This window comes from Pseudomonas sp. FA117 (genome assembly GCF_057370475.1).
This window is the reverse complement of the sequence record NZ_CM170675.1, coordinates 1,270,397-1,290,054: the sequence shown is the minus strand read 5'-3', so window position 1 is coordinate 1,290,054 and position 19,658 is coordinate 1,270,397. Positions and strand designations below refer to the sequence as shown.

Here is a 19,658-nt window from a genome sequence, read left to right as displayed (position 1 = left end):
GGGCGCTCCGGTCAACGGAGCGCCCTTTTTCGTTGGCGCCTTGCCCCATGCTCAATCGATGAAGAACTCCCGGCTGTCGGTGCGACCGACCACCACCACGGCCAACAGCGCCAGCACCGCAGCGATCGCAAAATTCGCCAGGTAGGCCGCCAGCGCACTGCTGGCCAACAAGGCCGCGAACAACGACCCGCCTATCGCCAGCGAGCTTGCCACCACCATCGCTTCGCACAGTTGCAGGGCGCTGCTGTTCACACCTTCCTGGCCGGGCGCGGACATCGACAGGGTCAGCAACGACAGGCTCGCCGATACCAGCCCCATGCCCATCCCGGTCAAGGCCCAGCCCAGCACGCCCAGGGCCACGGGCAAGGTCGGCCACGCCAGCGACAGGGTCAGTGCCAGCCCCAGCAGGATGATGCTGGTGCCGGTGCGCAGGAAACGGTAGCGGCTCCAGCCATTGCGGCTGTGCCCCTGGTACCAGGAGCCGCAGGACCATCCCACTGCGCCGATGGTCAGCACCAGCCCGGCCAGCGGAGCGCTGAAGCCATGTTCGCGGGCCAGCAGCAACGGCAGAAACGCTTCGGTGCCGAAGAATACGGCGAAGACCAGGCCACGCAGGGCGATGACACTGGGCAGCCCGCGCGCCGCACGCAGGGTGCCACGCGGCAGCAGACGCCAGGCACAGCCCAGCGCCAGGGCGACGGCGACGCTGAGTGCGGCAAAGGCGACAGCGCCCTGCGCCTGCCCGCCGGTGTACAACAGCGCGATACCGGTGGCCACGCCCGTCGACCAGAAACAGCGCTGGCGCCAGGCTTTGCTGTCACCGCCAAGGCCAGGCAGCTCGCGCACCGCAGGACGCAGCATCGCCGCTGCCGGTATGGCGAGAAACGGCACCCCCAGGAATACCCAGCGCCAGCCCAGGTGTTCGACCAGCAAGCCACTGATCAAGGGTCCGACCAGCGCCGGGACAACCCAGGCCGTGGCGAAGGCGGCGAACAGCTTGCGACGCAACGCCTCGGGAAAGCGCCGGCCCACCAGCACATAAAGCGCGACCGAAACACCGCCGGCGCCCAGCCCCTGCACCCACCGCCCGAGCAGGAACCACGGCATGTCATGGGCAAGACCGGCCACCAGCAAGCCGATCAGAAAGCAGCTGAGCCCCGACCACAAGGGCGCGGCCGGCCCGTGGCTGTCGCACCAGCCACCGGCGATGGTCATGCCGACGACACTGGTTGCCAGGGTGATCCCGAACGCCAGCGCGTAGAGCGACAGGCCACCCAGGTCCTGCGCCACCGCCGGCATGGCCGTGGCTACCGCCAGGGCCTCGAAGGCAATGAGTGCGACCAGCAGCACCAGCCCGACGGTGGTCAGCCGGTAGGCAGGTGCAAGCAGGGAAGCGCTGGCGCGCTTCGAGGAGTCTGCAGAAGGGGTGGAAACGAGCGCGTCTTGTTCAGGCATGCAATGGGCTCCGCCAAGGATGGGTCGCGGCTGATGGCTTCAGCACGCGGGCAGCGGATCGCAGGATGCAACCTCGAGTGAACTAGAGGTCAAGCACTGGCATTGGAATAAATCCGTGGTGCAAGCGTTTACCCCTGCAATCGGCCTGCGCCCTGAGCGCTCGACGAACGGTGGCCCCCTTAACCCGGGATTAATGAGCCCCGTGCAGGCTGATCATCGTGGAGAACCGGCATTTCCCCCTGCGCTCGCAACCCGCCGACGCTTGAGGGAATTGAAGGATGACCCATAACTGATACATCGATTAAATCGATTTATAGAGGCTATTTTTTGCGCTTTTTAATCAAATTAATCGGCGTAGGATTAAACCCATAGCAACAACGAACCCCTGAACTCACCGGAGCAACGACCATGAAAAAGCAACTGATCCTGACCCTCGCCCTTTCGGTATTTGCAGCAGGCGCCTATGCCGAGGACGGTTTCGACCGCACCAACGCCCACACTTTCGCTGCCGTGCAGAGCCAGTCGGCGACCTATGCCGAAGACGGCTTCGATCGCACCGGTGGCCAGCGTTTCGCCGAAGACGGCTTCGATCGCACCGGTGGCCAACGCTTCGCCGAAGACGGCTTCGACCGCACCGGTGGCCAGCGCTTCGCCGAAGACGGCTTCAGCCGCACCAACGCCCACCGCATCGCCTGATCAGCGATGCGCGCCACCCAGCCCGGCTTTGGCCGGGCTTGATCATTCCCAGTTCGCTCAAGGCTTGGCACACTAGGCGCTTCGTTCATCCCAAAGGAAGGGGCTGCAGCCCTGTGCAGATGTACTATTACGAACCCGCTCTAGGCCACCGCCTGCCTCACGACCCGTTCAACGCCATCGTCGGCCCCCGGCCCATCGGCTGGATCTCCTCGCACGACCGCGAAGGCCGCCTGAACCTGGCGCCCTACAGCTTCTTCAATGCCTTCAACTACATTCCGCCGATCATCGGTTTCTGCAGCGTCGGGCGCAAAGACAGCCTGAACAATATCGAGCAGACCGGTGAGTTCGTCTGGAACCTGGCCACGCGCCCGCTGGCCGAGCAGATGAACCAGAGCTGCGCGGCAGTGGCTGCGGATATCAACGAATTCGAGCTGAGCGGGCTGACGCCAGCGGCTTCGAAGGTGGTCGGCGTGCCGCGGGTGGGCGAGAGCCCGGTCAACTTCGAGTGCAAGGTGAGCCAGATCATCCAGCTCAAGCGCGCCGACCAGGAACCGGTGCCCAGCTGGCTGATCCTCGGCGAAGTGGTGGCCGTGCATATCGCCGAGCACCTGCTCAGGGACGGCATCTACGACACGGCCGCCGCCGAGCCTATTCTGCGCGGCGGTGGCCCGGCGGACTACTTCGAGCTGGGCAACCTGTTCAAGATGCGTCGCCCACAGGCCTGATCACCAGGCCAGCTCGCCCTCTTCGCCGACGCCCTGCAAACGCTCGAGCTCGGCACAGGCTGCCTCGTCGGCGGCCAGTGCCGATTTGAACACCTGGCCATCCAGGACTTTGTGGAAACGCGGCGCACCGCCGCCGTACAGGGCCTTCACCGCGATTGCGGCGTGGTAGCCACCGCCTTCGACCGGGACCATCGCCGAAACGGCCTCGAAACCCTTGAATTCCCTGCGTGCCATTGCTGTGCTCCAGCTGTTGATCGAAGGGCGCGATTCTACTTCAGCAGCGGCATCGGTGGTGGCCCTCAGTCGAAGGTGTGCAGGTCCATGCTCGCCACCACCTGCTGTTGCACCAGGTCGCCGAACACCTCGAGGGTCGGCGAGGCGAAGTAGCCGTGCATTGCCTGTTGATCCTGCCAGCTGCCGCTGAGCAGCCAGAGGTCGGCATCGGCCTGCGAACGTTGTACGGTGAACGTCAGGCAGCCGGGGCTGCGCAGCGAGGGCTCGAGCAAGTCGCGCAGGCGCATGCCGAGTTCCGCCGAACGACCACTGCTGGCACGGATGAAAGCCAAGTGTGTGACCGGTTGATGCAAGGTCATGAACGATCTCCTTGAAGCAGGCGGGACGGAAAAGCCAGGCTGCCAAGATTAGGTCCTCGCCCGCCCATCGCGTTAGGCCATTTCTGTCTGTCGATTGCCTGATCCTGTTGCAATGCAGGATCAGGCAATCGACAGACAGCATTCGGCTAGCGCTCGGGTTTGCCCAAATCTATGCTGGCCCGGTCCCTGGAGGAACTCTGACCATGACCACCCTCGCTGCCCTCGATCCGACCCTGGAAAACCAACGTCAGGAACTGGCCGACCTGATCCTGCGCCATGCCGGCGACCCCCATGGACCACCCACTGCCATCGAGCAGCTGTACCTGTCGCGCTACGAGGACAACATCCGCTCCAAGCCGGGCCTGGCCCTGCCGGCATTGTGCGTGATGGCCCAGGGCAGCAAGAGCCTGTATGTCGGCGACCAGCAGTACGCCTACGACCCGCTGCACTACATGGTGGTCTCGGTGACCATGCCGATCAGCCGGGTGCGGCTCGATGCCAGCCCCGACAACCCGGTGCTCGGCCTGCGCATCGACCTGGATGCGGCCGAAATCAGCCAACTGATTGCCGAAAGCGGCCCGATGCTGGTGCCCAACGTGCAGTCCGGGCTGGGGCTGTATGTGGAAAGGACCGATGCGCACCTGCTCGACGCCTTGCTGCGCCTGGTGCGCTTGCTCGATTCACCGCGCGACATCCCGATGCTGGCGCCGCTGTTTCGCCGGGAAATCCTCTATCGACTGCTGCGCGGGCCGCAGGGTCATCGCCTGTACGAAATCGCCCTGGCCAACAGCCAGACGCATCGGGTGAGCCAGGCGATCACCTGGCTCAACAAGCACTTTCATCTACCGTTGCGCATCGATGAACTGGCCCGGGAAGTGAACCTGAGCACCTCGACCCTGCATCACAGGTTCAAGGCCGTGACGTCCATGAGCCCGTTGCAGTACCAGAAACAGCTGCGTCTGCAGGAAGCGCGACGACTGATGCTCAACGACGGCCTGGAGGCCGCCGTGGCCGGGTACCGGGTCGGCTATGAAAGCCCGTCGCAGTTCAGCCGCGAATACAGCCGCCTGTATGGCGCCCCGCCGATCCGTGACATGGCTCGCCTGCGCTCGGGCGCGGTATAGACCCCCTACCCTGCACGCCTGCCTGTGCCCAGTGCTTCAGCTGGGCACAGCCGCCTGCCACTGCGCCTGGTCCACCTGGATCAGCGTCGGCCCCTTGCGCTCGACCGCTTGCACCAGCGCGCCCTGCAACTGCGCCACATTCCCGACGTTTTCCGCCGCCGCCCCCAGCCCACGCGCCACGGCGATGAAGTCCGGGGTGTGGATGTCCACGCCCACCGGCTCGATGGCACGGTTGACCATGTATTTCTTGATTTCTTCGTAGCCCTGGTTGTTCCACAGCAACACAATCAACGGCACCTGCGCTTCGACGGCACTGGCCAGCTCCGGCAGGGTGAACTGCAGGCCGCCGTCGCCGATCAGGCACACCGCAGGCGCCCGATCGTCGATCGCTTCGGCGCTGCCGAGCCAGGCGCCCATGGCCGCCGGCAGGGCATAACCCAGGGTGCCGTAGCCGGTGGAGGCGTTGAACCAGCGACGCGGGCGATTCAGGTCGAGGGTGAGATTGCCGGTGTACACCGGCTGGGTCGAGTCACCCACCAGCACCGCATCGGGCAGGGTTTCCAGTACGGCGCTGAGCAAACGTGTCTGGCTCAGGGTCGGCTGGTCCCAACCTGCCGCCAGTTCAGTGCGCAGGCGCGCGGCGCGGGCCGCGCCCCAACTGTCGTCGTGCACCGCAGGCTGCTCGGCCAGCGCGGCGACCAGCGCTTGCGCGGCCAGTTCGGCATCGGCCACCAGCGCCAGCTCAGGCAGGTAATTGCGCACGGTCTGGTCCGGGTCGATGTCGATGCGCAGCAGGCTGCCAGGAATCTCGAAGCCGCCCTTGAAGGTCACGTCGTAGTCGGTTTCGGCCAGCTCGGTGCCGATGGCCAGTACCACGTCAGCTTCGGCAACCAGTGCGCGGGTGGCCGGCAGCGACTGGGTCGAACCGATCTGCAGCGGATGATCTGCAGGCAGCAGGCCTTTGGCATTGATGGTCAGCGCCACCGGTGCCTGAAGCTGCTCGGCCAGGCTGGCCAGGGCAGCACCTGCGGCCAGTGCGCCGCCACCGGCGAGGATCAATGGGCGACGGGCCTTGGCCAGACGCTCGGCCATCTGCGCCACGACCTGCGGCGCAGCACCGGCGCGGCTGGTGCGGATCGGCCGTGCGGGCAGCAGGTGATCGGCCGGCTCGACCAGCACATCCAGCGGAATCTCGATGTGCACCGGCCGTGGACGGGCACCGTCGAACACGGCAAAGGCGCGGGCCAGCACCTGCGGCAGGTCGTCGGCGCTCATCAGGGTGTGGGAAAACGCCGCCACTCCCGCCACCAGCGCCGACTGGTTCAGCAGTTCATGCAGCTTGCCGCGACCACCACCCAACGCATGGCGTGACTGCACGCTGGAAATCACCAGCATCGGGATCGAGTCGGCGTAGGCCTGGCCCATGGCGGTGGTGATATTGGTCATGCCCGGGCCGGTGATGATGAAACACACCCCGGGCTTGCCGCGGGTGCGTGAATAGCCGTCGGCCATGAAGCCGGCGCCCTGCTCGTGACGCGGCGTCACATGCCGGATCGAGGAACCGGCAAGCCCGCGGTAGAGCTCCACGGTATGCACGCCGGGAATCCCGAAGACATGGTCGACGCCATAGCCTTCGAGGAGTTTGACCAATACTTCGCCACAGGTTGCCATCGTCTTTACCCTGGTTCTTGTTGAAATCCATGCCCATGGAACCAAGCCGTGGCTACCGCGACAATGCAAAAAAACACATACTGGCCATGTCCCCAGATCATGGCTTGCCACGATGAAGCGTCTGCCACCCCTACCCGCCCTGCACACCTTCCTGGTGACCGCACAGCACTGCAATTTCACCCGTGCCGCGCAGCAGTTGCACATCACCCAGGGCGCCGTCAGCCGGCAGATCGCCGGGCTCGAGGCGCAGCTCGGCTATGCCCTGTTCCAGCGCCAGGCCAGGGGCCTGAGCCTGACCCGCGAGGGCCAGGACTGGCTACCGCGGGTGCAGCAGGTGTTCGCGCTGATCGAACAAGGTGTACGTGAAGTCGGCGCCCGCACGGCCACCCTGCAGCTCAAGGCACCGACCTGCGTGATGCGCTGGCTGCTGCCACGGCTGATGGAATGGCAGGCGCTGCGCCCGGACGTGCCGGTGGAGCTGACCACCACCGTGCAGCATGGGGTGGATTTCCGGCATGAGGGTTTCGACGCCGCCGTCGTGTATGGCAGTCCGCCCGAGCACAACCTGGTGATACGCAAGCTGTTCGACGAGCAACTGACACCGGTGTGTGCGCCATCGTTGCTGCTGGCCGACCTACCGCTGCAGCGCCTGGAAGACCTCGCCCAGCACATGCTCCTGCACCCCTCGCGCGATGAACACGACTGGCGTCTGTGGCTGCAGGCAGCCGGTGCCGGGTTCGAGCCCCAAGGCCGGCGCCAGCACTTCGAGACGTTGGACATGGCGATGGCCATGGCCTCGCAGGGAACCGGCGTGGCCATCGGCGACTGGGCGCTGATTGGCGACGACCTGCGCAGCCGCCGCCTGTGCATGCCTTTCGCGCTGAAGGTGTTGACGGGCAAGGGCTATTACCTGGTCTGCCCGTCGAAAAGCCAGCCGCCGGGGCTTGGCGAGCTGCTGGACTGGCTGCAGGCCCGCGCCGGCAACTGATGGGCTTACCTCAATAACCGACGGTGAAACGCTGGCGCGTATGCGCAGGCTTTTCCAGCTCGTCGACCAGGGCAATGGCGTAGTCGGCGAAGGTGATCCAGCTCTTGCCGTCGGCGCCGATCAGCAGGTGATCCTTGCCCAGGGTGTAGCGGCCGCTGCGCTCACCTTCGACGAACTCCGCCGAGGGCGAAAGGAAGGTCCAGTCCAGGGTCGGCTCCTGGCGCAAGGTGTCGAGAAAACGCACACCCGCGCTGGCCTCGGCCTTGTAGGCTTCGGGGAAATCCGGGCTGTCGATCACCCGTTGCCCCGACGGCAGCAGCAGGCTGCCCGCCCCACCGACCACCAGCAGGCGCTTGACCCCGGCACGCTTGACCGGCTCGGTGATCGCCTGCGGTTCCAGTGTGGAAAAGTGCGCAGCGCTCAATACTGCGTCCACACCCGTCACCGCCGCCTGCAACGCTGCACTGTCCTTGGCGTCCAGCGCCTTGACCGTGACCCCGTCGCGCCCCTGCAGCGACGAAGGATCGCGGGCGATGGCGACTACGCTGTGGCCGCGGCGCAGCGCTTCTTCCAGCAACTGGCTGCCGGCACGCCCGGTAGCACCGATGATTGCGATCTTGCTCATGGGAAACACTCCATCAGGGTTGTAAGGGGTTACCACTTCATTTCGCCTTTCGCGACCTTGGCGCCAAGCTCGAGAGAACTTTCATCGGCGAGGTCCGGATAACGCTTGGTCATTGCTGCAATCAGCGCGGCCGAGTTGCCGGCCTCGGCCGTTTCGCTGTCGAACGCGCGGATGTAGCCTGCGGTGAAACGCACGGCCTCGAGCGAACGGCTGCTCTGCCCCAGGTAGTGACCCGGGATCACAGTGCGCGGGCCGAGCTGCTCGATATGCGCCAGGGTCGCCAGCCAGTCGGCATGGGACTTGGCCGATTGGGTGTCGGCCATCCACACGTGGATGTTCTCGGAAACCACCACGCCACCGACCACTGCCTTGATCGAGGGAATCCAGACGAAACTGCGGTCGGGCTGCGGGCCATCCAGACCGACGACCTCCAGGGCTTGCCCTTCCAGCTCCAGGCGATTGCCGACCAGCACCTGCGGCACCACCAGTTTTTCGGGCTTGTCGGCCCCCATCTGCGGGCCCCAGTAGGCCAGCTTGGCGTCCATGGTCTGTCGGATGTGTGCCACGGTGGCAGCGGAGGCAACCACCTTGGCGTCGGGAAATGCCTGGGTCAGGGTGGCGAGGCCGAAGTAATAGTCCGGATCGCCATGGCTGATGTAGATGGTCGTCAGATGCTTGCCACTGGCACGCAAGCGCTCGGCCACCTGCTCGGCCTGGGCCTTGCCGAACTGCGCATCGACCAGCACGGCATCGCGCTCGCCGCTGACGATCACCGAACTGACCGGGAACAATGCGTCGTGGCCGGGGTTGTAGACATCCAGGTGCAGCGGCTCGGCCGCCAGCACCTGGCCGCTGAGGGCCACACAAGCCAGCACCAGGCTGCGCAGCGGAGTGAAGATCGACATGGGAGGCTTCCTGAGAACGGGACGATGGAACACAGCTTAGTTGCCCGATCCGTCACAAAAAATGCGATGCTTGGACATAGTTTGTTTCTGAAATCGGGCAAATCATGGACCGTCTCAACGCCATGCGCGTGTTCGTCACCGTCGTCGACCTGGGCAGCCAGTCGGCCGCAGCAGACCACCTGGAACTGTCCAGGCCGGTGGTTTCACGGTATCTGGCCGAACTCGAGGAATGGGTCGGCGCACGGCTCATGCAACGCACCACGCGCAAGCTGAGCCTCACCGCAGCGGGCCTTGAAACCCTGCCGCGCTGCCGGCAGATGCTCGAACTGGCCGGCGACCTGCAGACCGCCGTGCGCCAGCCCGACGACGCGCCCCGTGGCGAACTGCGCATCAGCGTCAGCACCTCGTTCGGCCAGGCGCAACTGGTGGATGCAGTGGCCGAGTATGTGAAGCGCTACCCTGCGGTGAAAGTGGAACTGCAGATGCTCGACCGTACGGTGAACCTGGTCGATGAACGTGTCGACCTGGCGATCCGCACCAGCAACGACCTGGACCCGAACCTGATCGCGCGGCGCCTGAGCGTGTGCCGCTCGGTGGTCTGCGCCAGCCCCGCCTACCTGCGCGAACACGGCACGCCGCAACGGGTCGAGGAACTGAGCCGGCACAACTGCCTGACCCATGCCTACTTCGGCCATAGCCTGTGGCACTTCGAGGTGGCGGGAGAACAGGTGGCGGTTCCGGTGCAGGGCAACATCAGCGCCAACGAAGCCCTGACCCTGCAGAAAGCGGCCCTGGCGGGCGCCGGGATCGCGATGCTGCCGACCTACCAGGCCGCCTGCGCGATACGCAGCGGCGATCTGCTGAGATTACTGCCCGAGGCGCGGCCACGGGAGCTGAACCTGAATGCGGTCTATACCTCGCGCAAGCACATGCCGGCGACCTTGCGCAGCATGCTGGACTTTCTCGCCCAGCGATTCAGTGAAGAGCCTGAGTGGGACCGGGACATGATCCGGAACATTTCCGGCTGAATCCGACAATCCCTGGCTCTTGCTCCAGCCTGGCCTATGCTTGTCGGTATCACCTGTGGTCACTGCAGGAGGTAGGCAAGATGGGCATCAAATCCAGACGCTGCGCAATCGTCCTGGCGCTGATCGCCGTGGCCGGGCTCTATGGCTCGGCCTGCTGGCGCGTCGAGCTGCTGCGCAACCAGCCAAACACGGCGGCCAGTTGCGCGCACGAGCACTGCGTGCCACACACCGCGACACTGAGCGCCCTCAGGTAAACCGACAAAGGCTGTCGGTCACTCCTCGACGCTCATGTACTCCTTGGCCCAGCGGATGTAGTCCTCAGGCTGGGTGTAGGTGTGCGAGAGTTCGGTGGCGCTGAGGTTCTCGGACTTGTTCTGCTGCCCGCGCTGCAGGCGCAGGCAGTCGTAGGTGGCCTTGATCGCGGCGAAGTACGCGGCATGGCCATCGACCACGATGCGCACGCCCAGGCGCGCCAGGCGCTCGTCGTCGCGCAGGTTCGGGTTGCCGTAGCTGACCAGCATCAGCGGCACGTTCAGGTGCTCGGTGATCTGTTCCAGTTGCTCGAAATCCTTCACCCCCACCATGCAGATCCCATCGGCACCGGCCTTCTGGTAGCTCTGGGTGCGGACGATGATTTCCTCGGTGGTCAGCACGCCAGCATTGGTGCGGGCGATGATCGACAGCGAGGAATCGACCCGCGCCTCCAGCGCTGCGCGGATCTTGCCAACGCCCTCTTCGACCGGGATCAGGTCGGTGGACTTGCGCCCGAACTGGGCCGGCAGCAGGGTGTCCTCGATGGTCAGCGCGGCCACGCCGGCGCGCTCCAGTTCGGTCACGGTACGCATGACGTTCAACGCGTTGCCATAGCCGTGGTCGGCATCGGCGAGCACCGGCAACTGGGCGACACGACCGATGCGCGTGGCCTGTTCGACGAATTCGCTGAGGGTGATCAGGGCGAAGTCGGGGGCGGCGAGCACCTGCAGGGAGGCAACCGAGCCGCCGAGAATACCGACCTCGAAGCCCAGGTCGGCGGCGATGCGCGCCGACATCGGGTCGAACACTGAAGCTGTGTGGTAGCACGAACCCGACGCGAGCAGTTCGCGGAAGGCAAAACGCAGATCTTGGTGGGAAGCCTTGGGCATGATCACTCCGCATAAACGTGAAAAATCGAACTGGCTGACTACCGCGCCCTGAACCGGGACTCTCTGCCGTGCCGTGGACACGACATGCAGAGAATGGAAGAGAAGTGCGGGATTACAGCGATGCGGAAACCTGGGTCAATAATGCACCAAATAGGTGCAAACCAGTGTATTTCGGCTGCTATGATCCAGCACGATATCACGCAGCCATGTGCCTTCGGGTGAAAGCTCTTATGCCGATCGTGCATAGGCGATGCAGACAGTACATAGGAAGCTACCTAACTCAGGTTACAATCCTCATCGTGTTCGCACCCTTTTCATTCGCCAGGGCTGCCGAGCCACAGCACAATCTCGCCACCAGACCACAAGGTGTGACCCCGTGACCGCCGCCCTGCCCCCCGCCGTCTTGCGCAGCGTGCTCAGCGCGCTGATGCTGGCGATTCTTCTCGGTGCCCTCGACCAGACCATCGTCGCCGTCTCCATGCCGGCGATTTCCGCCCAGTTCAACGATGTCGGCCTGCTCGCCTGGGTCATCTCCGGCTACATGGTGGCCATGACCGTGGCAGTGCCGATCTACGGCAAGCTGGGCGACCTCTACGGGCGGCGGCGGATGATCCTCACCGGCACCGCCCTGTTCACCCTGGCCTCGATCTTCTGCGCCCTGGCGCAGAACATGGAGCAACTGGTCCTGGCGCGGGTGCTGCAGGGCATCGGTGCAGGCGGCATGGTTTCGGTCAGCCAGGCGATCATCGGCGACTTCGTCCCACCGCGCGAGCGCGGGCGCTACCAGGGCTATTTCAGCAGCATGTACGCGCTGGCAAGCGTCGCCGGGCCGGTGCTCGGCGGCTGGCTGACCGAGTACCTGTCGTGGCGCTGGGTATTCTGGATCAACCTGCCGCTGGGGCTGTGCGCCTGGTGGGTGATCCGCCGGGCGCTGATGGGCATGCCGGTCAAGCGCCGTGAGGCGCAGGTCGACTACATAGGTGCGCTGCTGCTGATCCTCGGCCTGGGCAGCCTGCTGCTGGGCATCACCCTGGTCGGCCAGGGCCACGCCTGGACCGCGACACCGGTAATGGTGCTGTTTGCCTGTGCCCTGCTGGGGCTGGTGCTGTTCATCAGCCACGAGCGCCGTTGCCAGGAGCCGCTGCTGCCGCTGAAGCTGTTCGGCAACCGCGTCGCGGTGCTGTGCTGGTGCGTGATCTTCTTCGCCAGCTTCCAGTCGATCTCGCTGACCATGCTCATGCCCCTGCGCTTCCAGAGCATCACCGGCGCCGGCGCCGACAGCGCCGCGCTGCACCTGCTGCCACTGGCTATGGGCTTGCCATTGGGCGCGTTCAGCGCCGGGCGCCTGACCACCTTCACCGGCCGCTACAAGCCGCAGATTCTCGCCGGCGCGCTGCTGATGCCGCTGGCAATCCTCGGCATGGCCCTGACGCCGCCGCAATCGGTCTGGCTTGGCGGGCTGTTCATGCTGCTGACCGGCATCGCCTGCGGGCTGCAGTTCCCGACTTCGCTGGTGGGCACCCAGAGCGCCGTGGACATGCAGGATATCGGCGTGGCCACCAGCACCACCAACCTGTTCCGTTCGCTGGGCGGAGCGATGGGCGTGGCCTGCATGTCCAGCCTGCTGCTGGCGTTGCTGCACGTCGGCGGTGTGGAGGTGCTGGGCAACCCGTTGCTGGGCAGCCTGAAAGGTGGCGAGGCGGACCCGGCGACCCAGGCGCACCTGCTGCTGACGTTCAAGTACCTGCTGCTGGCCAGTGCCGGCGCTGCGGTGCTCGGACTGCTGGCGGCCTTGGCCCTGCCTGACCGACAGTTGCGCGGGCATTGAGCGGATGGGGCCGCCTGACGGCCCCGTAACGCCCGGTTAATCCTGCGGGGAAAAACTTCCTCACAATCCTTAACAAAGTGTCATTTGCGCAGCGACGGGCTCAAGCGCAGCATATCCAACCCTGTGTCGACCCATTTTTCCGCATCGCGCAGCAGGTCGAAGCTGTCCGGCAGCAGCAACCAGCGCCCGATCAGGCCGTCGACATAGGCGAACATGGCAATGGCCGCCCGCTCGACATCCAGGTCGCCGGGCAACTGGCCGCGCCGTACCGCATTGGCCAGGGCACGGGAAATGCCCTCGTGGCATTCGACGATGGCGCCCTGTCGCTGCTGGCGGATTTCACACATCTCATCGGTGAACTCGCACTTGTGATGCAGGATTTCATTGATACGCCGGGTCCTGGCGTCGAGCACCAGCTCGTTGAGCACTTGCAGCAGCAGCTTGCGCATGCAGCCGAGCGGATCCAGCTCGTCCTCGCTTTCACTGGCGCGCGCGAGGTGGTCATGGGTCTCGTGCAGGCTGTCGAGCAGCGCCTGCACCAGCTCGGCCTTGTTACTAAAATGCCAGTAGATCGCGCCACGGGTGACCCCGGCGATCTCGGCGATATCGGCCAGGGTGGTACGCGCCACCCCGCGCTTGTAGAACGCCTTTTCCGCCGCCTCGATGATCTGGGCGCGGGTTTCCTGGGCTTCCTCTTTGGTTCGACGGACCATGGCAGCTCAACCTCATCTTGGCCCGGCGCAACCAGCGTTCGGGCTTTGTGCCGGGTTCACCTCTGCAGGGTGACTCCCGGATGCATTAATCACGTTGTGCGGTAGTAGCCTGGTACCACCACGCGGTATTTACAAACAACCATGAATGTAAGTATATTCGTTAGTAAGCTACTAATCCACTCGATAGCGATTTTTCTGACAAGACTCTTCCATTACTCTTGAGCTCCCCTGCTCCTGCGACCCGAGGATCCTCATGCAATTCAAGCCAGCCGTTACCGCCCTGGTTTCCGCCGTCGCCCTTGCAACCCTGCTCAGTGGCTGCAAGAAAGAAGAAGCCGCGCCTGCAGCGCAGGCTCCTCAGGTCGGCGTCGTCACCCTGCAGCCGCAGGCCTTCACCCTGACCTCGGAACTGCCGGGGCGCACCAGCGCCTACCGCGTCGCCGAAGTCCGGCCACAGGTCAACGGCATCATTCTCAAGCGCCTGTTCAAGGAAGGCAGCGACGTCAAGGAAGGGCAGCAGCTCTACCAGATCGACCCTGCCGTCTACGAGGCGAACCTGGGCAATGCCCAGGCCAACCTGCAGGCGACCCGTTCGCTGGCCGAGCGCTACAAGCAACTGATCGACGAGCAGGCGGTGTCCAAGCAGGAATACGACGACGCCAACGCCAAACGATTGCAGGCCGAGGCCTCGCTCAAGAGCGCGCAGATCGACCTGCGCTACACCAAGGTACTGGCACCGATCAGCGGTCGCATCGGTCGCTCGGCGGTCACCGAGGGCGCACTGGTGAGCAATGGCCAGACCAACGCCATGGCCACCATCCAGCAGCTCGACCCGATCTACGTCGACGTCACCCAGTCCACCGCCGAGCTGCTCAAGCTGCGCCGCGAACTGGAAAGCGGCCAGTTGCAGAAGGCCGGCGAGAACGCGGCCAAGGTCAAGCTGGTGCTCGAAGATGGCAGCCTGCTGCCACAGGAAGGTCGCCTGGAGTTCTCCGAAGTCGCGGTCGACGAGACCACCGGCTCCGTGACCCTGCGCGCCGTGTTCCCCAACCCTGAGCACACCCTGCTGCCTGGCATGTTCGTCCACGCCCGCCTGCAGGCCGGTATCGCCGAAAACGCCATCCTCGCACCACAGCAAGGCGTGACCCGCGACCTGAAGGGCAACCCGACGGCGCTGGTGGTCAACCAGGAGAACAAGGTCGAGCTGCGCAACCTCAAGGCCACCCGCACCCTGGGCAACGACTGGCTGATCGAGGACGGCCTCAAGCCAGGCGACCGCCTGATCACCGAGGGCCTGCAGTTCGTCCGTCCGGGCGTCGAGGTCAAGGTGAGCGAAGCCACCAACGTCAAGAAACCGGCCGGCCCAGCCCAGGCCAACGCAGGCGGCAAAGGGGAGTAACCAATGTCGAAGTTCTTTATCGATCGCCCGATCTTCGCCTGGGTGATCGCACTGGTGATCATGCTGGTGGGCGCGTTGTCGATCCTGCGCCTGCCGATCAGCCAGTATCCCAACATCGCGCCGCCGGCCATCGCCATCGCCGTGACCTACCCGGGCGCCTCGGCGCAGACCGTGCAGGACACCGTGGTCCAGGTGATCGAGCAGCAGCTCAACGGTATCGACAACCTGCGTTATGTGTCTTCGGAAAGCAACTCCGATGGCAGCATGACCATCACCGCGACCTTCGAGCAAGGCACCAACGCCGACACCGCGCAGGTCCAGGTGCAGAACAAGCTCAACCTGGCCACCCCACTGTTGCCGCAGGAAGTGCAGCAGCAAGGTATCCGTGTCACCAAGGCCGTGAAGAACTTCCTGCTGGTGATCGGCCTGGTGTCCGAAGACGGCAGCATGACCAAGGACGACCTGGCCAACTACATCGTCTCCAACATGCAGGACCCGATCTCGCGGACTGCCGGTGTCGGTGACTTCCAGGTGTTCGGTGCCCAGTACGCCATGCGTATCTGGCTCGATCCGGCCAAGCTCAACAAGTTCCAGCTGACCCCGGTCGATGTGCGCACAGCGGTCACCGCGCAGAACGTGCAGGTATCCTCCGGCCAGCTCGGCGGCCTGCCTGCCATGCCGGGTACCCAGCTCAACGCGACCATCATCGGCAAGACCCGCCTGCAGACTGCCGAGCAGTTCGAGAACATTCTGCTCAAGGTCAACCGCGACGGTTCGCAGGTGCGCATCAAGGACGTCGCGACCGTCGGCCTGGGCGGCGAGAACTACGCCATCAGCGCGCAGTTCAACGGCAAGCCGGCCTCGGGCATGGCGCTCAAGCTGGCCACCGGTGCCAACGCCCTGGAAACCGCGAAAGCCGTCCGCCAGACCATCAAGGACCTGGAGCCCTTCTTCCCGCCCGGGGTGAAGGCCGTGTTCCCGTATGACACCACCCCGGTGGTCACCGAATCCATCAGCGGCGTGATCCACACCCTGATCGAGGCGGTGGTGCTGGTGTTCCTGGTGATGTACCTGTTCCTGCAGAACTTCCGCGCCACCATCATCACCACCATGACCGTTCCCGTGGTGTTGCTGGGTACCTTCGGCATCCTTGCCGCCGCCGGTTTCAACATCAACACCCTGACCATGTTCGCCATGGTCCTGGCCATCGGTTTGCTGGTGGACGACGCCATCGTCGTGGTGGAGAACGTCGAGCGGGTGATGGCCGAGGAAGGGCTACCCCCCAAGGAGGCCACCAAGCGCTCCATGGGGCAGATCCAGGGTGCGCTGGTCGGTATCGCCCTGGTGCTCTCGGCGGTACTGCTGCCGATGGCCTTCTTCGGTGGCTCGACCGGTGTGATCTATCGCCAGTTCTCCATCACCATCGTCTCGGCCATGGGCCTGTCGGTGCTGGTGGCGCTGATCTTCACCCCGGCACTGTGCGCCACCATGCTCAAGCCGCTGAAGAAGGGCGAGCACCATGTGGCCAAGCGCGGATTCTTCGGCTGGTTCAACCGCAACTTCGACCGCAGCGTGCAGGGTTACGAACGCAGCGTCGGTACGATCCTGCGCAACAAGATCCCGTTCCTGCTGGCCTATGCGCTGATCGTGGTCGGCATGATCTGGCTGTTCACCCGCATCCCGACGGCCTTCCTGCCCGAAGAGGACCAGGGCGTACTCTTCGCCCAGGTACAGACCCCGGCCGGTTCCAGTGCCGAGCGCACCCAGGTGGTGGTCGACCAGATGCGCGAATACCTGCTCAAGGACGAGGCCGATACCGTGTCGTCGGTGTTCACCGTGACCGGCTTCAACTTCGCCGGCCGCGGCCAGAGCTCGGGCATGGCGTTCATCATGCTCAAGCCATGGGGCGAGCGTTCGGCAGAGAACAATGTGTTCAACCTGGCCCAGCGCGCGCAGATGCACTTCTTCAGCTTCCGCGATGCGATGGTGTTTGCCTTCGCCCCGCCGGCAGTACTCGAACTGGGTAACGCCACCGGCTTCGACGTGTTCCTCCAGGACCGCGCCGGCGTCGGTCACGAGAAGTTGATGGAAGCGCGCAACCAGTTCCTGGCCAAGGCGTCGCAGAGCAAGATCCTCAGCGCCGTGCGTCCGAACGGCCTGAACGACGAGCCGCAGTACCAGTTGACCATCGACGACGAACGCGCCAGTGCCTTGGGCGTGACCATCGCCGATATCAACAACACCCTGTCGATTGCGCTGGGTGGCAGCTACGTCAACGACTTCATCGATCGTGGCCGGGTCAAGAAGGTCTACATCCAGGGCACCTCCAGCGCCCGGATGAGCCCGGAAGACCTGCAGAAGTGGTACGTGCGCAACGGCAATGGCGAAATGGTGCCGTTCTCCTCCTTCGCCAAGGGCGAGTGGACCTACGGTTCGCCGAAGCTGTCGCGCTACAACGGCGTCGAGGCAGTGGAGATTCTCGGCGCCCCGGCACCGGGCTACAGTACCGGTGAGGCGATGGCCGAAGTCGAGCGTATCGTCGGCGAACTGCCGTCGGGCATCGGCTACTCCTGGACTGGCATGTCCTACGAGGAAAAGCTCTCCGGCTCGCAGATGCCGGCGCTGTTCGCCCTCTCGCTGCTGTTCGTGTTCCTCTGCCTGGCAGCGTTGTACGAAAGCTGGTCGATCCCGATCGCCGTCGTACTGGTGGTGCCGCTGGGTATCATCGGTGCACTGATCGCCACCAGCATGCGCGGGCTGTCGAACGATGTGTACTTCCTCGTCGGCCTGCTGACGACCATCGGCCTGGCGGCGAAGAACGCCATCCTGATCGTCGAGTTCGCCAAGGAGCTGCACGAACAGGGCAAGAGCCTGTTCGATGCCACGATCGAGGCGTGCCGCATGCGTCTGCGTCCGATCATCATGACCTCGCTGGCGTTCATCCTCGGCGTGGTACCGTTGACCATCGCCAGCGGCGCAGGCTCGGGCAGCCAGCACGCGATCGGCACCGGGGTGATCGGCGGCATGATCAGTGCGACCGTGCTGGCGATCTTCTGGGTACCGCTGTTCTTCGTAGCAGTGTCGTCGTTGTTCGGCAGCAAAGAGCCGCACACCGATGCCACCCCTGAAACTCCACGTAATGAGGCTGGGCAATGACCAAGTCTTTGCTGTCCCTGGCAGTAACCGCTTTCATCCTCGGCGGCTGCTCGCTGATTCCCGATTACCAGACCCCGGAAGCGCCGGTGGCTGCGCAGTGGCCGCAAGGCCCTGCGTACTCGCCGACCGAATCGGCCGACGTCGCCGCCGCCGAGCAGGGCTGGCGCCAGTTCTTCCACGACCCGGCGCTGCAGAAGCTGATCCAGACCTCGCTGGTCAACAACCGCGACCTGCGCGTCGCGGCGCTGAACATCGACGCCTACCGCGCGCAGTACCGCATCCAGCGCGCCGACCTGTTCCCGGCGGTCTCGGCCACCGGCAGCGGCAGCCGCCAGCGGGTGCCGGGCAACCTGTCGCAGACCGGCGAGGCGAACATCACCAGCCAGTACTCGGCGACGCTCGGTGTCAGCGCCTACGAGCTGGACTTGTTCGGCCGTGTACGCAGCCTCAGCCAGCAGGCGCTGGAGACCTACCTCTCCAGCGAGCAGGCGCGTCGCTCCACGCAGATCGCCCTGGTGGCCAGCGTGGCCAACGCCTACTACACCTGGCAGGCCGACCAGGCGCTGCTCAAGCTGACCGAAGAAACGCTCAAGACCTACGAAGAAAGCTTCAACCTGACCCGTCGCAGCAACGAAGTCGGTGTGGCTTCGGCGCTCGACCTGAGCCAGGCGCGCACTGCCGTCGAAGGCGCGCGGGTCAAGCTGTCGCAGTACCAGCGCCTGGTGGCGCAGGACCTGAACAGCCTGACCGTACTGTTGGGCACCGGCGTACCGGCCGACCTGCCGGCCTCGCTCAAGCTCGACGCCGACCAGCTGGCCGACGTCCCGGCGGGCCTGCCGTCCGACCTGCTGCAGCGGCGCCCGGACATCCAGGAAGCCGAGCACCTGCTCAAGGCGGCCAACGCCAACATCGGCGCGGCCCGTGCAGCCTTCTTCCCGAGCATCAGCCTGACCGCCAATGCCGGGACCCTGAGCCCCGACATGGGTGGGCTGTTCAAGGGTGGTTCGGGTACCTGGCTGTTCCAGCCGCAGATCAACCTGCCGATCTTCAATGCCGGTAGCCTGCGGGCGAGCCTGGACTACTCGAAGATCCAGAAGGACATCAACGTCGCCAAGTACGAAAAGACCATCCAGACCGCCTTCCAGGAAGTCTCCGATGGCCTGGCGGCGCGCAAGACCTTCGAAGAGCAGTTGCAGGCCCAGCGTGACCTGGTTGCCGCCAACCAGGACTACTACCGCCTGGCCGAGCGTCGCTACCGCATCGGTATCGACAGCAACCTGACCTTCCTCGACGCCCAGCGCAACCTGTTCAGTGCCCAACAGGCGCTGATCAGCGATCGCCTGTCGCAGCTGACCAGCGAGGTCAACCTGTACAAGGCGCTCGGCGGTGGCTGGTACGAACAGACCGGGCAGGCCAACCAGCAGGCTTCGGTGGATTCGCCCAGAGGCTGACTATCCGGCAACAGCATCAAGCCCACCCTCGCGGTGGGCTTTTTGTTTCTGGCGACAACACCGCGCCACCTCACACAATGCGTTCGATTATCGCCCCGTTCCACCTCCGACGAATTGCCCGCCGCAGCCCCGATCGCGCACCATCCTTCACGCAACGTT

At 64.7% G+C, this 19,658-nt stretch carries 18 protein-coding genes; 10 read left to right on the top strand and 8 right to left on the bottom strand.

The genetic code is table 11. The features are described 5' to 3' along the window. Positions 1-51: 51 nt before the first annotated feature. Positions 52-1,455 carry an MFS transporter gene (locus AC1TXO_RS06040; RefSeq protein WP_486405476.1) on the bottom strand — a complete coding sequence of 468 codons (1,404 nt, stop codon included), beginning with the start codon at positions 1,453-1,455 and terminating at the stop codon, positions 52-54. A 408-nt stretch (positions 1,456-1,863) separates the two neighbouring features. Between AC1TXO_RS06040 and AC1TXO_RS06035 the strand changes: the two genes are divergently transcribed. Then, positions 1,864-2,151: a hypothetical protein gene (locus tag AC1TXO_RS06035; protein ID WP_486405475.1), complete on the top strand. Its 288-nt coding sequence runs from the start codon at positions 1,864-1,866 to the stop codon at positions 2,149-2,151. Positions 2,152-2,270: 119 nt separating this feature from the next. After that, the gene (locus AC1TXO_RS06030; protein ID WP_486405474.1) at positions 2,271-2,876 is read left to right on the top strand and encodes a flavin reductase family protein; all 606 of its coding nucleotides are present in this window, start codon (positions 2,271-2,273) and stop codon (positions 2,874-2,876) included. On the opposite strand, the gene AC1TXO_RS06025 is transcribed toward AC1TXO_RS06030, so the two are convergent. Then, positions 2,877-3,110: a hypothetical protein gene (locus tag AC1TXO_RS06025; protein ID WP_486405473.1), complete on the bottom strand. Its 234-nt coding sequence runs from the start codon at positions 3,108-3,110 to the stop codon at positions 2,877-2,879. A 65-nt stretch (positions 3,111-3,175) separates the two neighbouring features. Next, positions 3,176-3,469 carry a putative quinol monooxygenase gene (locus tag AC1TXO_RS06020; protein ID WP_486405472.1) on the bottom strand — a complete coding sequence of 98 codons (294 nt, stop codon included), beginning with the start codon at positions 3,467-3,469 and terminating at the stop codon, positions 3,176-3,178. 203 nt (positions 3,470-3,672) lie between these two features. Here AC1TXO_RS06020 and AC1TXO_RS06015 point away from each other — a divergent pair, with 203 nt between their 5' ends. After that, entirely contained in the window at positions 3,673-4,593 is a 921-nt protein-coding gene (locus AC1TXO_RS06015) for an AraC family transcriptional regulator (RefSeq protein WP_486405471.1), read from the top strand. Between the two features lie 36 nt (positions 4,594-4,629). On the opposite strand, the gene AC1TXO_RS06010 is transcribed toward AC1TXO_RS06015, so the two are convergent. Next, positions 4,630-6,264: a 5-guanidino-2-oxopentanoate decarboxylase gene (locus AC1TXO_RS06010; RefSeq protein ID WP_486405470.1), complete on the bottom strand. Its 1,635-nt coding sequence runs from the start codon at positions 6,262-6,264 to the stop codon at positions 4,630-4,632. 112 nt (positions 6,265-6,376) lie between these two features. Here AC1TXO_RS06010 and AC1TXO_RS06005 point away from each other — a divergent pair, with 112 nt between their 5' ends. Then, positions 6,377-7,252: a LysR substrate-binding domain-containing protein gene (locus AC1TXO_RS06005; protein WP_486405469.1), complete on the top strand. Its 876-nt coding sequence runs from the start codon at positions 6,377-6,379 to the stop codon at positions 7,250-7,252. Between the two features lie 10 nt (positions 7,253-7,262). Here AC1TXO_RS06005 and AC1TXO_RS06000 read toward each other — a convergent pair whose 3' ends face one another. Both AC1TXO_RS06000 and AC1TXO_RS05995 read right to left on the bottom strand, forming a co-directional pair. Then, positions 7,263-7,877, bottom strand: a complete 615-nt coding sequence (locus AC1TXO_RS06000; protein WP_486405468.1) for an NAD(P)-dependent oxidoreductase — start codon at positions 7,875-7,877, stop codon at positions 7,263-7,265. Positions 7,878-7,906: 29 nt separating this feature from the next. Beyond that, entirely contained in the window at positions 7,907-8,782 is an 876-nt protein-coding gene (locus AC1TXO_RS05995) for an MBL fold metallo-hydrolase (protein WP_486405467.1), read from the bottom strand. Between the two features lie 104 nt (positions 8,783-8,886). On the opposite strand from AC1TXO_RS05995, the gene AC1TXO_RS05990 reads away from it, so the two are divergent. Beyond that, positions 8,887-9,810, top strand: coding sequence for a LysR family transcriptional regulator (locus AC1TXO_RS05990; protein ID WP_486405466.1), 924 nt, complete (start codon positions 8,887-8,889; stop codon positions 9,808-9,810). A gap of 80 nt (positions 9,811-9,890) precedes the next feature. Then, positions 9,891-10,064, top strand: a complete 174-nt coding sequence (locus tag AC1TXO_RS05985; RefSeq protein WP_486405465.1) for a hypothetical protein — start codon at positions 9,891-9,893, stop codon at positions 10,062-10,064. Positions 10,065-10,082: 18 nt separating this feature from the next. On the opposite strand, the gene AC1TXO_RS05980 is transcribed toward AC1TXO_RS05985, so the two are convergent. Next, positions 10,083-10,952 (bottom strand): isocitrate lyase/PEP mutase family protein, encoded by an 870-nt coding sequence (locus tag AC1TXO_RS05980; RefSeq protein WP_486405464.1) that lies wholly within the window; start codon positions 10,950-10,952, stop codon positions 10,083-10,085. Positions 10,953-11,328: 376 nt separating this feature from the next. Here AC1TXO_RS05980 and AC1TXO_RS05975 point away from each other — a divergent pair, with 376 nt between their 5' ends. After that, positions 11,329-12,780 carry an MDR family MFS transporter gene (locus tag AC1TXO_RS05975; RefSeq protein ID WP_486405463.1) on the top strand — a complete coding sequence of 484 codons (1,452 nt, stop codon included), beginning with the start codon at positions 11,329-11,331 and terminating at the stop codon, positions 12,778-12,780. Positions 12,781-12,860: 80 nt separating this feature from the next. Here the strand turns inward: AC1TXO_RS05975 and AC1TXO_RS05970 are convergent, their stop codons facing one another. Next, positions 12,861-13,493 carry a TetR family transcriptional regulator gene (locus tag AC1TXO_RS05970; RefSeq protein ID WP_486405462.1) on the bottom strand — a complete coding sequence of 211 codons (633 nt, stop codon included), beginning with the start codon at positions 13,491-13,493 and terminating at the stop codon, positions 12,861-12,863. A gap of 253 nt (positions 13,494-13,746) precedes the next feature. Between AC1TXO_RS05970 and AC1TXO_RS05965 the strand changes: the two genes are divergently transcribed. The 3 genes from AC1TXO_RS05965 to AC1TXO_RS05955 are packed head-to-tail and all read left to right on the top strand — an operon-like array spanning position 13,747 to position 19,499. Next, complete coding sequence (locus AC1TXO_RS05965) at positions 13,747-14,892, top strand: efflux RND transporter periplasmic adaptor subunit (RefSeq protein WP_486405461.1); 1,146 nt, start codon at positions 13,747-13,749, stop codon at positions 14,890-14,892. Positions 14,893-14,895: 3 nt separating this feature from the next. Then, the gene (ttgB, locus tag AC1TXO_RS05960; protein ID WP_486405460.1) at positions 14,896-18,048 is read left to right on the top strand and encodes a multidrug efflux RND transporter permease subunit TtgB; all 3,153 of its coding nucleotides are present in this window, start codon (positions 14,896-14,898) and stop codon (positions 18,046-18,048) included. Then, on the top strand, positions 18,045-19,499 hold the full coding sequence (locus AC1TXO_RS05955; protein ID WP_486405459.1) for an AdeC/AdeK/OprM family multidrug efflux complex outer membrane factor: 1,455 nt from the start codon (positions 18,045-18,047) through the stop codon (positions 19,497-19,499). Before ttgB ends, AC1TXO_RS05955 begins: the two co-directional genes overlap by 4 nt. Positions 19,500-19,658 lie beyond the last annotated feature (159 nt).

Bases quoted from the DNA above. Each gene is read 5' to 3' on its own strand.
- AC1TXO_RS06000 (WP_486405468.1), bottom strand. From the start codon at position 7,877: ATGAGCAAGATCGCAATCATCGGTGCTACCGGGCGTGCCGGCAGCCAG.
- AC1TXO_RS05965 (WP_486405461.1), top strand. From the start codon at position 13,747: ATGCAATTCAAGCCAGCCGTTACCGCCCTGGTTTCCGCCGTCGCCCTT.
- AC1TXO_RS06010 (WP_486405470.1), bottom strand. From the start codon at position 6,264: ATGGCAACCTGTGGCGAAGTATTGGTCAAACTCCTCGAAGGCTATGGC.
- ttgB (WP_486405460.1), top strand. From the start codon at position 14,896: ATGTCGAAGTTCTTTATCGATCGCCCGATCTTCGCCTGGGTGATCGCA.
- AC1TXO_RS06030 (WP_486405474.1), top strand. From the start codon at position 2,271: ATGTACTATTACGAACCCGCTCTAGGCCACCGCCTGCCTCACGACCCG.
- AC1TXO_RS06015 (WP_486405471.1), top strand. From the start codon at position 3,673: ATGACCACCCTCGCTGCCCTCGATCCGACCCTGGAAAACCAACGTCAG.
- AC1TXO_RS05995 (WP_486405467.1), bottom strand. From the start codon at position 8,782: ATGTCGATCTTCACTCCGCTGCGCAGCCTGGTGCTGGCTTGTGTGGCC.
- AC1TXO_RS06035 (WP_486405475.1), top strand. From the start codon at position 1,864: ATGAAAAAGCAACTGATCCTGACCCTCGCCCTTTCGGTATTTGCAGCA.
- AC1TXO_RS06025 (WP_486405473.1), bottom strand. From the start codon at position 3,110: ATGGCACGCAGGGAATTCAAGGGTTTCGAGGCCGTTTCGGCGATGGTC.
- AC1TXO_RS05990 (WP_486405466.1), top strand. From the start codon at position 8,887: ATGGACCGTCTCAACGCCATGCGCGTGTTCGTCACCGTCGTCGACCTG.
- AC1TXO_RS05980 (WP_486405464.1), bottom strand. From the start codon at position 10,952: ATGCCCAAGGCTTCCCACCAAGATCTGCGTTTTGCCTTCCGCGAACTG.
- AC1TXO_RS05955 (WP_486405459.1), top strand. From the start codon at position 18,045: ATGACCAAGTCTTTGCTGTCCCTGGCAGTAACCGCTTTCATCCTCGGC.
- AC1TXO_RS06020 (WP_486405472.1), bottom strand. From the start codon at position 3,469: ATGACCTTGCATCAACCGGTCACACACTTGGCTTTCATCCGTGCCAGC.
- AC1TXO_RS06040 (WP_486405476.1), bottom strand. From the start codon at position 1,455: ATGCCTGAACAAGACGCGCTCGTTTCCACCCCTTCTGCAGACTCCTCG.
- AC1TXO_RS06005 (WP_486405469.1), top strand. From the start codon at position 6,377: ATGAAGCGTCTGCCACCCCTACCCGCCCTGCACACCTTCCTGGTGACC.
- AC1TXO_RS05970 (WP_486405462.1), bottom strand. From the start codon at position 13,493: ATGGTCCGTCGAACCAAAGAGGAAGCCCAGGAAACCCGCGCCCAGATC.
- AC1TXO_RS05985 (WP_486405465.1), top strand. From the start codon at position 9,891: ATGGGCATCAAATCCAGACGCTGCGCAATCGTCCTGGCGCTGATCGCC.